Raw genomic sequence first — 16,016 nt, forward strand, 5'->3', positions numbered from 1 at the left:
TTTTAAAGTTCTAGATTAAGAACATTAGGTAGGAATATATCGCATAGTGTAACCAAATAAGGACTTTATAATGAAAGGCGCGACAGCTACAGCATTAGCAGAAGAGATCGGCGACAGATTGAAGCAAGCTCGACTAAATCGAGACCTAACACAATCTGAAGTGGCGGAGCTTGCTGGCATTGCCCGCAAAACGGTTTTAAATGCAGAAAAGGGAAAAGTTCAGCTCGACATCATGATTGCTATATTAATGGCATTAGACCTCACGCAACAGATTGATCTATTTCTCCCTAAACAAGAAATTTCTCCCTTACAGTTAGCCAAACTGCAAGGAAAGAAAAGGCAGAGAGCCTCTGGCCAGCGCAGTAACAAAGATGAGGAAACACTAGAATGGTAATGGAAGTCATTAAAATAACATACCAAGACGATGTTGTTGGTGCGGTGAGTTTTGACACTGAAAAGGGACTTGGGTCATTTGAATATGATCCAGGCTTCATAAAAAAAGGGATAGAGCTGTCCCCGATCAAAATGCCATTATCGAATCGCATTTATAGCTTTCCCGAACTGGATTTCAATACCTTTAAAGGACTACCGGGTTTAATAGCTGACTCCTTACCGGATGATTTTGGTAACGCAGTTCTCAACGCATGGGTTGCAGGTCAAGGTCGTTCACCGAGTGACATTACACCACTTCAACGCCTCCAATATACGGGAAAGCGAGGCATGGGAGCTCTTGAGTATGCGCCAGCTACAAAGTTACGAAGTTTAAATGCTTCACAACAAGTAGAAATCCAATCGCTCGTTTCAATTGCACAAGAAATCTTAGATTCACGAGGTCATTTTGAAGTAGAACTCAAACAAAATGACCAAGACGATAAAGAAGCAATGATGTCTTTATTATCTGTTGGCATGAGTGCGGGAGGAGCACGGCCGAAAGCCGTATTGGCATTTAATGAAGATTTTACTCAAGTCCGCTCCGGCCAAACCAAAGTGCCAGTTGGTTTTACTCATTATTTGATGAAATTTGACGGCGTTAGTGAGCATAACAAAAATCAAGAAACCTTCGGTGACCCATTAGGCTATGGAGCAATGGAGTTTGTTTATCATCTAATGGCTAACAAATGCGGTGTCGATATGATGCCATGCCGCTTACTCCATGAAGGCAATCGACGCCACTTTATTACACAACGGTTTGATCGAATTAAAAACAGCAAGGTACACGTACAAACGCTAAACGGGCTTGCCCACGTTGATTATAAAAAGCCGGGGGCATTTTCTTACGAAGAGTTATTTGGCATTGCCAGACAGTTGAAGCTTTCTGCTGTTGAAGCTGAGCAGCTATTCAAGCGCATGACATTTAATATCATTGCTCGAAATCATGACGACCACTCAAAGAACTTTGCCTTTATTCTGAAAAAAGACAAATGGTCTCTCGCACCAGCTTATGATTTAGCTTATAGCTATAAACCAGGCAGTAAATGGGTGAACAGCCATTGGATGAGCTTGAATGGTAAAAGAGATAACTTTACACGCAGTGATTTCTATAGTTTAGAGAAACTTAGCCCTGTTTTTAACAAGAAAAAGATCGACGATATTATTTATGCAACGATTGAGCACGTATCAACTTGGCGTCAGCTTGCTGAGGAATGGAATGTACCAAAAACATTGATAGATGAAATACAAGAAAACTTGCGGCTAGATATTTAGTTAGCAGTAAAGTAACTATTCCTGTGAGCAAAAAGGATGGCCTCTTATTTCAGGCCATCCCGAACCAAACAACAATTTAGCACACACGGATACGATGAATTATCAAATCAATTATTCCCCGAAATTTCTTCCGTCGCATCCCGACGCAGTTTCTGGGCATCCATTCCGTTTAGCCGTTCAATTGCTCTGTCTGCGGCACTTTGACGGTTTCCATCAACGTTTAGCGTACTTCCTGAGCTTGTGAGTCGTTCCAGATCCAGTGACGGTACTTCGGGTAAGTTGCCTGTTATCGACAAGATACCTATCCATTCATCCAGATTGACTTGTCTCCAATCTACCTGCTTTAACTGACTCACTCTGCTCACATTTCCAGATAAGCTGAATGAGGATCATGGTGAATGAATAAATCATGTAGGCCGTCATAACCGTACTCAGAACCGCGGCCGCAGCCGTTGATGACCCAGCCCCCATTAGAAGTCCCATGCAGACATAAAAGGCTCTTTAACCGCACTCCAGGTACTCGTTATCGGTTCCCTAAGCGTATTCCACAAACCATAGATTGCCGAAGACGGATTCATGGCCACCAGCTTCCGTACATGACATATCATTGGTCATAAACTGCGCCGCATTAAGCATCGCAGCGGCCTCTGCAAAGTTAGACTGCTTGATTGAATCTGGCTCTATACAATCTGTGCCCATACATCGAACTGGCCCCTCACAGTTGTATTGAGTTTCCATTCGAGCGTTTTGCACTTCAACGCTTTGTCCGCAGTCATACACCAGACTTTAGATATAGCAGAAGCCTTCATGACCTTGTTGATAGAATGGCCCCTCGCTGGCATGGGCGGGCAAGATGAATAGAAAGAAAATAATGATTGGGATAGTCACCCATAAGATAAACCAAGGGAACAAAGGGGTTCTCATTGTCAGCTCCAGAAAATTTCATAGAGCTAACATGATAAAGATAACAGTTAGAGCGATTGGACAGATAGATGCAGAAATCGTGTGTGTTTCTGACTAGCTGTTTTGACCAGTAACAACAGCTAACTTTAACGAGCCAAATTTATAATTGGACCACTTTGAGCTAGAGCAGACGGCCACCGTTATAGCTCGTTTTTGGACAAAAATAATTTAGAGCCGAAGGACGGCTCAGTGCCAATTGCAGACTCTGGGAATATTAATATTCCTGTATCCGACTTGAATAATAAGCGGATTTTGTGGCGAACAAGAAACTATACCAGACTCTAATTTCATTTATTGTTCGACTGCGACTTTACCAAATGATTCAAGTTTTAAAAACTTCGACTTAAATAAATGAGGCGGTATTTTCTTTTTTAATAACCCATGAAAATTCTCATTATGCGTTGAAATAATAAGTTGTTTATCAAATTTAAATGCAATATTTCTGAATAAATCAATCACACTTAAAACATTAATCGAATCCATAGACTGGACGGGATCATCAATAAAAATACAGTGTGTATCATTGCCATCGTAATCTTTAGTATTCAAAGCCTTAGCTAAAAATATACTCAAACTAAGAACGTTGATTTGAGCTGAGCTAAAATAAAGTGACGGGGCAATAATTTCATTATCGTCCTGATCTTTAACTTTTATATGGAGTTCGGGTTTAGAATTTGAAGCCTCATAGCTAAATTCAATTTTTTTGAATTCAGGGTGAGGATCTATTGTCTTGTATATTTCGTTGATAACATCTAAATAAAAATAGTCATTTATGTAAGCTGAGATTTTATTGTCAATTAACTTTATATCTGCTTTCAAAGTTGTTTGTAATTTTTCTAATAAGCTAATTCTTAGAGATAATAGCTCTATTTCATTTTCCAATTTGACCGATTCACTTAACTTTAATGCTTCATCAGCAGAGCTCTCCAACACTTTCAAAAAATTAAGTTGTTCGTTAATCTTATGAATATCCTGATCAATTAATTGGTTTTGTGCTTTTGCATAAATAAATCGTTGCTCTACATCAAAAACGGAACTCTCAACTATTTCAGGAAATATATTAGAATACTTATTAAGTTTTTCAGATTCAGACTTTACTATTTGTTCTGCCTGACTAATTATTTTTTGCTGCTCTTCGTCTGTTAATTTTTTTAAATCATCCGGCAATTTTTCTTCATTGATTTTTATTTCTTCACCCAATTGCTTAATATTATTTTTTACTGTTTGAACATTAATTGCATAATTTATTTTCAGTTGGTTAAATTTGTCTCTTAAAATATCAATATTTAAAGATAAATCTATGTTTTCAATGCGGCATATATCAACAAATTGTCTATATAACTCAGAGCCTTCAATACCTTTTATCCTTTGATAAATTACGAGATCTTCATCACGTAGCAATTTAAAGGAATCATTTACTTGTTGAATAGCATCTAATTTTTGCTGTATTTTGCCGGTTGTTGCTGCAATAGTGCGCTCGCTATCTTTAATTGATTTACGCAAATAAGCACTATAATCAGTATGATTCATAGACAAGCTATTTTTTAGTAACAACTCATACTCATCATTACAATACCTAATCTCGCTATCTAGCTGATATTTATCATTATTCAATAATTCGATATTAGCTTGTAACTTAGCAATTGAATCCAAGCACGGTTGAATCTGTTGATTTTTGTGTTCATCATACTTAGACGAGATGACTTCATTATCTTTATCTAATTCTTTAATTTTATTCTTTATTTCTGACAGGGATTGAATGAGCGTGCTGGTAATAGAATCAAGCGCTTTATTATTTTTAACCACAGATTTGAGTGATTCAAAATTTTCATATGAATGACTACATAAAGGGCAATCATTCGTTTGTGTATGTTCTATTATTTGACTACCCAGTTTAATCAACTCAGCAATAGAACTTGAGTGTTGTTCAATAGATGCTATTTCTTTTTGTTTAGTCGAGAGGTCTAGTTTTAACTTATCAATTCGAAGAGCATTTTCTTTAAATTCTACATGTAATTGATTTAATATTTTTACATCAATACTATCTATTTCTGCAATTGGGGATTTGATATCGAAATCATGTAAATACTTGCGTTGGCTATTATGCTTGTCAAAAGCGAGATTTTTATTATTTAATTCTTTTACAAGTTCTTCATTTTTAATTTTAAGCTTTTGCAAACGTTTTTCTAGTTCCGTTTTTTGAGCAAAAAGAGATTGACTATTTTTTTCTTTTTCAAGAAATGAATTGCATTCAAGTTTTGCCTGATGAAGTAATTTCTCGCTTTCCTCAACTTGTACTGTAAGCAATTTTTTTCATTTTCTTTTAGCTCTATATCTTTTTTAAATTTTTTATTATTCGCTAATAAGTCATTTTTATCCGATAACGTTTTATAAAAGCTATTATCATCATTGCAAATTTCCGATAACTGTTCATAACGCTTGCCCAATGTCGATAAATTGAACTCAAGCTTTGTAAAATCATCTTTTTGGACAGTAACCTGCTGTTTTATCCTAAATAAATGAATAGATTTTTTAGCATTGTGGATTCTATCAATTGTTGATTTAACAAATTCAACATTGCAAGTAAAATCTAAATATGCGTTTTTAAGTAGGTTTTTCTTTATAGTGTCTTGGGCTAAAGTGTCTAATAAACTTCTAATTTCCAACTTCAATAGTTTATATTTAGCCTCATCAAAACTATTTTGAATAGCTGTTATATTTAAATCTAGCTTGTCACATTCAGAAATTAGTGCGTCCAACTTGGTTAAAATAGCTTCATCTACATTAACTATTAATGATGCAATATTTTTATCCTGCTTTGTTTTGTTATCCGTTTTAACCGAAGTATTAATATCATCTAATATTTTTTGGATTTGTTTACGTTTATTGTTTAATTCAGAAAGTTCATTTACATGGTTTTCAGCAAATTTTTCATATCTTGTAGCAGGATCGGTTTCACGCAAAAAAGCGTCTATGGCTTCTTGTGATAACATTAAATCACGAAAGTACTTTTTATTTTCTGGCGTGTCTGAATCTCTAAATAAATAATCTCTCTGATTACCATTTTTATGCTTTAAGACCTTATTAAAAACTTGATTATCGCTGGTAACAACATCAACCTTTGTGTCTAATCCACTAGGTGCTTTAGAGTTTCTTAAAATGTTTGGGTGTTTTTTAGACAACTTATCATTTTTCTTTTGAACTTTGTCATCTCTTATATAACGCGTGACATTATTAGTAATGCAAAAATCGACAGCATCATAAAAGGATGTTTTACCAAAACCATTGGGGGCATAAATGGAAACTATATTAGCAACATCGTTTTCATTGCCATGAGAGAAATCAAATATCCCATCTTTTTCTTCAAGATAAGATTTAAACGCTTGGATTTTAACTTGTTTGATTTTCATTTATACGAATCCTTTCTATTTCTTCGCCGATCCAAGATTTTCGTTGTTTAATTGAATTATCACTAGCATCTAAAGGTATATCTACATTTAAAACTCGATTTGCTACATCCGATAAGCTAACGTCACCTTTACTATTGGATGTCATGTTTTGAGCCAATCGGATATTACTCGATAAAATTCGTTCATTCAGTAACTTACTAATTCCATCTTCCGTTAATTGTTCTTTAACATCGTCAATCACAATTTTACGAATGGCAAACTTATCATTTTCAATTTTGTACTTAATTTCTTTACTTACTGGTTTCGGACAAATAAAAATTAAATAACAGTTCCATTTAGAAAAACTGTCATTTAAATTGCTAATAAATTCAATCGCGATTTCATTAGTAATTCTTTCCCAGTGTTTATCTAATGTTGCTTCTTCGTTTAACTTTATACAAATACATGAAAGCCTAGATTGGGGTGTAATTGAATATACAAAACTAGATAAATCAAATTGGTTAGAGTATAAAAACTTGCTGTTTATTTCTAAATTTTCAGGTACAAATGATGAAATCATTTTTTCTCCCCACAGCTTAAATACTTTGAATAACTATCAATAAGTTGATTTTTCATTTGATCTAGATGTGCAAAAGTTAAATTGTCAAAGTCAGCTTCCTTGTCACTCAAGCTATATCTATTCAATTTAGCCATGTGTAAAATTGATATATTTTTCGATTTTTTTGAGTGAATATGAGCTATTGAATCTGGATCGTCTAATCCATCGCTTATAAAACGTGGCAATTTTTCATGATCTCGATATTGATTTAACTGATCAGGCTCATCGGGTCTTTCTGCCCCATTATGTATAAGTATTAAGTAGCCTTGATTAACTAAATCGCCACAATCGAACAGGACGATGTCCTTTAATTTATTTTTCCAACTTTCATCAATAAAATATAAAAATTTAAAGTTTTGAGTTAAGTAATTTACAAAGTTTTCATCCCACTGAAATTGCGGATTAAGTAATTCGTGTACTTGTAAAAACTCTAAAATAGAAACCCATAACTCTTCGTCTTCAATTGATTTTGGCTCGTTATTTAACTCATTAATTAACTTTTTATTTGTGTTAATTAAACTATAAGGAGTAAACGAGGCTTGTTCAATTTTATCTTTTGATAAGTGAGTAAATAGTTTTGCTAACTTTTCTTTGGTTTTTGGGTTAAAAAAAGATAGAGATTGGAAAGCTTCTGATTTTAATTCGCTCAAAGAACCAAGATATGGAGGACAAATGGGTAATAAATTATTTTCATCTAGAATTTTCTGTAAATTTTGAATTGGTACAGAGCAAATACGATTTACATAGGTATCGGGATTGTGAACCCGATATTCTATAGCAGCCAAATAAATTTTATTATCTGCGACATCAAACAGCCCACCTCCAGAAAAACCTTCTAGCCCAGTTATTTCAACGTTCCCATCAGGTCTACATTCAAGTTTATCAGGACTTACGCTACAGACAGTAGCTGCATAATTTTCAATCCAGTCTTTACGAGGCTTTTCTTCATTCCTATGATTTGCTGAAAATTTAGGGAAACCCCATAATTGTAACCTTTCGTCAAACTGACAAGTATTATGTTTTGTTAATATATCCGAGCCTAAATATTCAATTTTCAATAACGCTAGATCAAAATCGCTATGATAGTAGAAATCAATAAGAGTTATTTTAATATCATCTGTCGAATAGATCTCAATATCATTCTTTGATTTAAAACCTTTAGAAATATCATTTTTATCAACTTGAATTACATGCTTTGCTGTAACCACATAACTATATTCTTGAGTCATCGGCTGCAAAATAACACCGCTGCCATCATCAACTACTACAGTATTTTTTCTTATTATATCTTGCGGGTTAGCCATAATTAAAAAATTGCACCTTGATTAGATAACTTAAAGCCTTGAGCTTCTAGGTCTATTTTTTCTTGTGGATTATTGAATATTTTAGGAATAACTAACTCAGGGTAGTTAAAATAAATAGTTACGTTTGGCTTCGCTTGATAAATTCGCGCTAAAGTTAATTTATTTGGCAAACCATGCTTGGATGAGTTGGTTGACACAACAAAATTATCACAATTAATTAAATTTAAAAATTCGCTGCTGGTGTTATATTGACTGCCATGATGCGATAGTTTTACAAAATCAAATTGATTAGTAAAACCTTTTGCAAATAACTGTTTCAAACTATCAACGACAACATAATCATGCGCATCACCTAATAGCATAATTTTTTGCCCCTGATATTCAAAAATAAAAGCAATTGAACTACCGTTGTTAATAGATTTATCTTCTTTAAATTCATCGTTTTCTAATAGCTCGGCAAAACCTTTTGAATAATCCGTATTTCCGGCAGAAGTCAAATTAGAACTGGTTTCTTTCTTCCATTTTACGAGTAATTTTTCTAATTTGTCTTTAGTGGGTGATAATATGGAAAATGTAGCTCCAAACCGTTCTATTTGTTGACCTGCCAATATTAGCTCTTGATGCCATATTGCTTTATTTTCTAAAATAGATTCAAAAGTAACACCTTGGCCAATACTAGTTAAGCCAGAAACGTCATCTCTGATCTGGGATGCTTCTACAAAATTAGAGTTATCTGGTTGTTTACCAAAATGTTCAAAAATTAATTTTCCAGAATTAAACCAAACTTCCTGTGTTAGCTCGTTTAGTAACTCATTTTGCTTGAATCCAGCTAATATGCCAGCAATGTGATCATCATCAACATGAGTTAAAATCAGTAAGTCAATTTTATGTCCTTTTGATTTAATTTTAACTAACTCATTTTTTAATGGCCCTGGGCGATTTGATCTACGGTAAGTATTAGTTGTACCACCATCAACTAATATATTTCTCGAGATACCACTGTCAAATTTGCCTTGTATTAGGATGCAATCCCCATGTTCAGCTTGCAATATTTTGGTTGTAAAACACATGTTCAATTCCTTTTTATAACATTTGATTTATATGCCAATTTTGTAATCTAATAATATCACTAATAACGGAGACAAATTATAATAACGGTCTATCGTAAGTCGCTAATAAATATGCATTATAAAAGAACTTAACTCAACCTGTTTTCGATCTTGTTCAATTAGCTTAATCCCTTAATGATAATTTTAAATAACTTACAGAGCTGTCAGTTGCATCAGTTTGGTCTTAATTGACTCAAATAATCTGGGTACTTTCTAACAATCAGTGGTGTTTGTAGAGAGTAGAAGTTCAGTGTCTATTTTAAGAAAGGTAGGAGACTCTCAAATAAAAAAATTTACTATCATTGAAGATCTGCTCCTCGCTCATTTGCAGCGCTCGACTAAACTCGTTTTGGGGCAATTTTGAGTTACCGAATGCACGAAGGCAGCACATCATTTTTGCTTGCTTGCCTTTGTTATCAGCTGAAACTCCATGCCAGAACGTTTAGTATTACGGGTTCTATAACGCGTTGGATATTTGTCAAAAAAGTCAGATAACTTCTTCAGCCCGAAGTTTCGAGGGTCAAAGTCTGGCTTTAGTCTCTTTAAGTACTTACCTATTTCACCTAGTTTTGCCCACCCTGATTCATCACGATAGTTCTGCCAAGCCTGATGCATTAATCGCCATAACTCGCGTTCTGTGTCTTGATTAGAGCTTGGTTGCGACTCCCCAAGGTCAACATCAGCGTTTAAGTTCTCTATCGCTACAAAATCATCACAAGCGTTTTTAAACGAAGTCGGAGTCATCGCTTTTCCTACTCCAATGACATGTATCTCCGACTCTCTTAATCTCGTCGCAAGACTTGTAAAGTCACTATCACTGGATATCAAAGCAAAAGCATCAAACCTTTGGCTATACAAGAGATCCATTGCATCAATAATCATTAAAGAGTCTGTCGAGTTTTTTCCAGATGTATAGGCAAATTGCTGTTTAGCTTGAATCGCTAACTCATTTAAAGGCTGCTTCCAGTTTTTAAGTTGTTCAGTAGAAAAATCGCCATATGCACGTTTAACGATGATCTGCCCAAAACTAGACAGTTCTTCAATAATCAGGTTTAACTTTGAGTGTGGAGTATTTTCTGAATCAATTAATACCGCGATTTTTCTGTTACTCATAATCCGTACGTAACCATCTTTATGTATTTAGTTGCACTATATCGACATTAGCAATCTTTGTTCAAATGGGATTGTTCAGAAATGTTATGAGTAACAACTCTAAACAAAAAAGGCGCAGAAACGTGTTATGCGGGAGGGTCTACTTTTGGCACGTAAGTAATATTCAGAAATTTCGAATGCTATATTAGCTCACTTTACTGCAAAAACCGTAACCAACGTTTTAATTGAGTCACCCGTAACCATAACAAAGTACATCTTGCTTCCCACATGTTGCCAGAACTCGGCCTCTCGTGCATACTTTTTTGCCTTTTGGGTAGCAACTTTTTCTGGCAACTGGGTTTTAGTTAGCTCTGAGCATAGCAACTTTGAGCACAAAGCCTTCCAAGGATGCTTAGGTGCACCATCTGAAAGCCGTTTCAAGCGCGTGACGAGTCACCACGACAGGCCCAATATTTGGCACATTGATGACTTCATCGATTTCTCTCACGGTAGCATTATCGACGCTGTATTCTTCGAAGGAACGTGAGAGCCAATCGTCCCGCTTCTCTACCGAGATCTGTGCTTCTTGGTAACGGGTGAGCAAGAACCTTGTCAGGCTGTAAAGTGAATGCTGAGTTGAGCGTTGTTTATGTAACTTTTTGATGGCTCCTTTACTGACTCGGATTTGAAGCCCATTGCCGCTTCGGTTACTCCCCACCACCTCTTTCACTGACAGTAGGTGATGGATAGCATACAGCTTTATGTTGGCTTATGATGGTAGAGAGAATGCCGATCTTTCACTGACAATAGTTGATGAATGGGTTCGGCTTTCGTAACTTACTGAGTAGTAAGTATAAATTTTGGTAGGACTAGGCGAATTCGAATCGCCGACCTCTACCATCTCAAGGTAATCATCAGCGATGGTTGATGCACTTTTAAACCAGTTCTATCCAATACTTTGGCTCACAAACATCGATAACCACGCCATAACCTTGATCCCACCATAAAGCTTGCCGATCATCTGGTACTGCAATTTCAAACCAAAATCACTCCTTGTAATTTGTGGGCGTAATTATTTGCTGTAACATACTGCTGTTTCAGACAACAATCATGCAATGTCAGCACTGATTTTAGCTTTTATTTGGAAGTTCATTTTGGAAATGCAAGCCAATGTTGATAAGGTTTGACAAAACCATCAATAGAAACATCGAGTGACTAAACTGTTGAATTGAAACAGGTTCATCGATTAACTTAAGCCTTATTATTGGTAATGAATCATATACAACACCCGCAACACGGCGGTTTACTCTTTCACTCCCTAAATCAAAGCTCAGTAGGCACGTAGAGAAAATACTTTTTGCATTGCAAACCTGTGAAAGCGGAATATACATCTTCTTTTTGGCGTCATACCATGATTGTGCCCAGACTTTTCTGAGCTCAGAAAATGCTTGTTCATTTGATTGTTGAAAACTAATTAAATGGGTTAGTAGATTATAAAAAGCAGGATCCTTAAAGTAATTTCTTGCTTCATAGAGGCGAGATTGCCCAATAAATTCTACACCCTCTTCATTTGATGTTATTTGATATGCTCTATATGAAACATCATTGGTTAAAACAGTCTGATAAGCATGCCTTACAGTTTCAACATAATAATGTGTTAACTCGTAATGCAGGTCGGACGGTCCCACAGGATCTACATCAGGCGTCTCATTAGACTGTCTTTCTGAGTCCTCTAGATATCTTAGCGCTCTTTCAATTTTCTGAATCTGGAGGACTTGAGTAGTCACATCGTCTTTGCACCTAGAGCTTAATGCCGGCTTTTGATCGAACGACTCAATTTGATAGGCTTCCTCTTCAAGAGGACTTTCTTTTTGCGTTTTTTTTAGTACGACATAACTTGTAGACAGCCCTTGTTCACTCTTCATCTCTGTGAAGCGCTTCCGATCAACACGAATAAGCTTAGAAAGTGTACCATCCAATAATTTAACTCTTTTAAATTCCAGTTCAACGGACAGCCACCTCCAATACTCCATCAGATGAGTATAAGATGATAATGTTGTTGTAGCATTCGAATGGCCGACCATGAGAGCCAATGCTGGAAACAAAGCATGGCGCGTTGAAGGTATGGAGATAGCTCTTTCCATGAAACGTTTTTGAAAACCAGAAAATGTATCAGTGCGCACCCATTCTTTAACGACCTTTGAAATCGGATCTTGTTGGCGATCCTCGAGAACGAGTGATGAGGCAGTAAAGCTGATAAAAGTATGTCTCCCATCGTGCAATCGCATATCTGGCTCACCCGTCACGAGCTTTAGTGTCTCAATAACGCGGCTAAACTGACTGTCCATATGGCGTATTTCTTTCGGGTTGACTGAGTCAAAGAAAAGCGGGACAGACTTATTTTTCTGCCCTTTTGCTTTCTCGATACAGGAACCTAGTATTTCCAACTCTTCCTCGTTCAAAAACAATGAATATGGAATCCGACGATTTCCGCTTTTCGATTTTACCCGAACAGTTTCTTTTGATATGCGGTGCGTCCTCACATAAAGCACTTGCTCCTCACATGAGAAATCTCTTAACTTTAATCTCCGTATTTCTTCTCGCCTCAATCCTAGACGGCAACATAAGATCAAAATTGCTGCATTCGTAAACCGCTCTTCTGCGTTCAGATCTTTATCTAATAGCAAAAGCGAGAGTGCTTGCCCGTATTCCCATGGCATGATAATTCTGCCAGTCGAACTCTCTTCATCTTCCTCGACATCCAAATCACGAAAATCAAATTTAGCGACACCAAAATACTCATGAATAACAGAATGAAAACGAACCAATATCTTTGCTCTTTCAGCGCGGTTTTCAATATCTCCCGCATCAATAATATCTTGATAAAGATCTGAAAAATCTTCGTAGTCAAATGTCGTCAAAGATTGGTTTGCAGCAAACTCAAAAAGACGCGGAACAACTTTTGAGAAGTAAGTTAGAATGGTTGAAGGAGCTAAACCGCCATAACGCTGCCCTCTTCGCCCAGAAATTACGTACAACCATGTTAAAACAAGTACAATAATTTCTGGTAATTCCTTGGAAGCCTTTACGAGATCAGAAAGTTTTTCTAATGTATTTGACGAAATTTGTTCTTGCCAAAAACAGATGATTTTCTCTTTTGATGTGCCAGGGTACTTACTGAGTTTGTTACGGAAGTCTGCCATAAACTGCTTAAAGTAATCGTTCGTACGTGACTTTGCCTTAAAAAATGAACGCTCTGCAATAACGTTCATTGTGGCTTCTCCATTTGATGGCATGATGTAACGATGCTTACGATCTAGCATTCTTAATAGAGTATGCTCTGAAAATCCTTTTACTCTGAGGGTTCCTTGGCGTAGCCCGTAAAGAGCGCCCGTCTCTGACCACCTAGGTGCATGATCAATAAGTTGATAAAGCTTACTAAGAGTCATTTTTTTATCATGCATCTGTCGAAACAGAGCTAACAGCTTTGTAAACCCATTAGCTATTGATTTATCAACTTTGGATTCAGGGCAATTGCCATTCATTAGTAGCTCTAATTTCTGTGGATTAAGGTAAACACTCTGTGAGTCAGCTCTCTTAACCAACATTGCTAGGAGCAACGCAGATAACCCACCAAAGAAAATCAGCTCCTCTTTGCCTACCACCGCAGTCAGGTGACCGCTCATATACTTTACTGACTTGATGATCACTGTTGAACGAAGCATTTGTGGGCGAAGATATCCCGTGCAGTCTAGTATCATGGAGAAAAATAAAAGGTTACTCAGAGTTTCAAGAGAAACATGTTTGTGCTGAGTTATTAACGCTTGTGCAAAGTCATAAAATGTCGAGCTAATTTGACTATAGTTTCGCTCATTGAACATCACATCGTAAGGCAAGACAGCATTAGCTACTGGGGACTTTTTAAAGTTGTGACCTAGTGCGGAATGTAATTCATCACTGTCGATTTCAATCTGCTCACCATCGCTCAACTCCAGCTTTTTAAGTAATATCAATGCTTGTTCATGCAGGTATGGGTCGTCCCTGTAATACTCAGATAGCAGCTCGTAAAAGTCTTGATTTATCTTAATTGCTTTATCCAATAAAGACTTCAAGTCAGACTGTATTTTTTGCTTAGAATTTTTCGATTGATTGCGAGACTTTTTCTGAATAGACCTTGGGACAAATTGCCCTTTGTTGTGCATCTTCGAATGAGAAAAACTTGTTCGTCCAAGTAAGCTAAAACCGAGTCCATCAAGGCATTTTGAAATAACTTTTCGGTGTATTTCAACCTCAGCGCCGCCGTACCGCATCAAAGAAGTATTTTGAAACGAATGCATATCAGTAGAAATATGCCCCATTTGATGGTCCAAGAATGGAACGGCTTCTTCGAAAGTAAATAGCGTATGATAGGAAAGGTGACGCATTGCATTCTGCGGTAGAGTCCACTCACCTCCCATAAACGCTTCAATTTGCGAAGTGCTTGGTGCCGCTAATACACCATTATCCAACCACAACCCCAGAAAAGAGGCATTACTATCACGATGAATAGACGCCTTCAGCACCACAGCCATTTTTTTATCGAGTAAGCGAACCCTTTTAATGATCTGTTCAATCCACCCAAGAGTGTTATTGATCTGCTTAGTCATTAATTCAGGAATTGGGATAATTCGAGTCGCGCTCTCACCAAAATGAATTTTATCGGCTACCAGTACGCTTGTGTAATCATCGTTCCAGCAATAATGCTCAATAAAAATGCTTTTATTACGGCGGTGACTCGTAACCGAACAAAACATCAAAACAGTGTATGAGACGAGCTGATTATAGATTTCTCGCAAAGTAACAAGAGAGTTGTTCGCTCTTACATTTCTGAGAGATGCATTTAAAGCCGACACTTTTTCAGCCAAATGTTCTGAAAAAGCTGCTTTATTGATCGCCAACTTAGAACCGATTACGGAATTGCCTCCGGCAAGGTCCACTTGATGATCAAAACCAAAACCTAATGACTCGCTACAGGTGTTCATAAATGCTAGCTGAGAATTTTGGACTGTGTCCGACATGTAGTAATGCCAAGTAGACAAACCAAATTCATTATTCGCGAATATAAGTGCCGCTCTATGGCGACCGTACTTGGAAACCACACAACCATAAAGCAAATAACGAAGTACTTTTGGGCTAAGGCGTCTATTTAAGCAACCATAGTGAACTATTTCAGCACATGCTCTCGTTAACAAATCATTCGCTTTCTGTAAAATTTCATCCGGTAAAATTTGTTCAATTAAATCTGCTTGGTATCCGGCAAAGAAAGTTCGAAACAACTTCAGAAATGGATTTGGTATTGGTAAAGCCAACCATTCAGTATGCGGTAACAACCATTTAAAATCTCTCTCACTAGGCTCGTAACGATCAGCGATATCAAGCTCTTTGCGCCAATATATCCCTGATGCGATGTCAACAATGCCATAAGATCTATCAGTTTTTTTGAAGCTATCAGTATCCCCCTCTGATACAGAAAGATGCAAACCAAGCACCTCATGCAATTTCAAAGACGTTAAGATAGATAAAAATGCGAGTGTTGAACTAACAGTCGGTTGTGCACTATTAATCCATTGAATTGCTTTGCTAAGCTCATAAGACGTTAAACGGTAAGTAACAAATGTGAGGCCAAATTGTTCTTTAGCCGATAGAATTTGATTTCTAAATAAGTCACGTTCAGCTTTTGCTGATGGATTAATTGAATTTTGGTCTAGCTCGATGTTGCCAACATCAGGGGTATCTTCGATATCTAAGTCATTCCCAGAAAAAGGAAATGGCTCGACGCTGACTGGCTCTTCCACTC

The 16,016-nt window shown here is 36.7% G+C and carries 11 protein-coding genes; 2 read left to right on the forward strand and 9 right to left on the reverse strand.

Annotated elements, in window-relative coordinates:
• The first annotated feature begins 70 nt into the window (after positions 1-70).
• Entirely contained in the window at positions 71-394 is a 324-nt protein-coding gene (locus tag O1D97_RS12460; protein ID WP_269126022.1) for a helix-turn-helix transcriptional regulator, read from the forward strand.
• A complete protein-coding gene (locus O1D97_RS12465; RefSeq protein ID WP_269126024.1) occupies positions 388-1,704 on the forward strand; it encodes a type II toxin-antitoxin system HipA family toxin in 1,317 nt (438 codons plus the stop codon). The genes O1D97_RS12460 and O1D97_RS12465 overlap by 7 nt, the downstream gene beginning before the upstream one ends.
• A gap of 107 nt (positions 1,705-1,811) precedes the next feature.
• On the opposite strand, the gene O1D97_RS19925 is transcribed toward O1D97_RS12465, so the two are convergent.
• The 9 genes from O1D97_RS19925 to O1D97_RS12510 all read right to left on the reverse strand — a co-directional run bounded on the left by O1D97_RS19925 (position 1,812) and on the right by O1D97_RS12510 (position 16,014).
• Positions 1,812-2,060, reverse strand: a complete 249-nt coding sequence (locus O1D97_RS19925; RefSeq protein WP_428981121.1) for a hypothetical protein — start codon at positions 2,058-2,060, stop codon at positions 1,812-1,814.
• A gap of 178 nt (positions 2,061-2,238) precedes the next feature.
• Positions 2,239-2,403 carry a hypothetical protein gene (locus O1D97_RS19930; protein WP_428981122.1) on the reverse strand — a complete coding sequence of 55 codons (165 nt, stop codon included), beginning with the start codon at positions 2,401-2,403 and terminating at the stop codon, positions 2,239-2,241.
• A 2,450-nt stretch (positions 2,404-4,853) separates the two neighbouring features.
• Entirely contained in the window at positions 4,854-6,077 is a 1,224-nt protein-coding gene (locus O1D97_RS20010; RefSeq protein ID WP_330221478.1) for an AAA family ATPase, read from the reverse strand.
• On the reverse strand, positions 6,058-6,636 hold the full coding sequence (locus tag O1D97_RS12485; RefSeq protein WP_269126027.1) for an ABC-three component system middle component 1: 579 nt from the start codon (positions 6,634-6,636) through the stop codon (positions 6,058-6,060). The genes O1D97_RS20010 and O1D97_RS12485 overlap by 20 nt, the downstream gene beginning before the upstream one ends.
• Entirely contained in the window at positions 6,633-7,979 is a 1,347-nt protein-coding gene (locus O1D97_RS12490; protein WP_269126029.1) for an ABC-three component system protein, read from the reverse strand. Before O1D97_RS12490 ends, O1D97_RS12485 begins: the two co-directional genes overlap by 4 nt.
• A gap of 2 nt (positions 7,980-7,981) precedes the next feature.
• On the reverse strand, positions 7,982-9,049 hold the full coding sequence (locus O1D97_RS12495) for a ComEC/Rec2 family competence protein (RefSeq protein WP_269126031.1): 1,068 nt from the start codon (positions 9,047-9,049) through the stop codon (positions 7,982-7,984).
• 429 nt (positions 9,050-9,478) lie between these two features.
• Positions 9,479-10,201: an NYN domain-containing protein gene (locus tag O1D97_RS12500; RefSeq protein WP_191603174.1), complete on the reverse strand. Its 723-nt coding sequence runs from the start codon at positions 10,199-10,201 to the stop codon at positions 9,479-9,481.
• Positions 10,202-10,592: 391 nt separating this feature from the next.
• Entirely contained in the window at positions 10,593-10,898 is a 306-nt protein-coding gene (locus O1D97_RS19940) for a hypothetical protein (protein ID WP_428981123.1), read from the reverse strand.
• A gap of 412 nt (positions 10,899-11,310) precedes the next feature.
• Positions 11,311-16,014: a tyrosine-type recombinase/integrase gene (locus O1D97_RS12510; protein WP_269126034.1), complete on the reverse strand. Its 4,704-nt coding sequence runs from the start codon at positions 16,012-16,014 to the stop codon at positions 11,311-11,313.
• Between the last annotated feature and the right edge of the window lie 2 nt (positions 16,015-16,016).

The sequence above is a fragment of the Marinomonas phaeophyticola genome (assembly GCF_026966905.1).
Classification (GTDB): Bacteria; Pseudomonadota; Gammaproteobacteria; order Pseudomonadales; family Marinomonadaceae; genus Marinomonas; species Marinomonas phaeophyticola.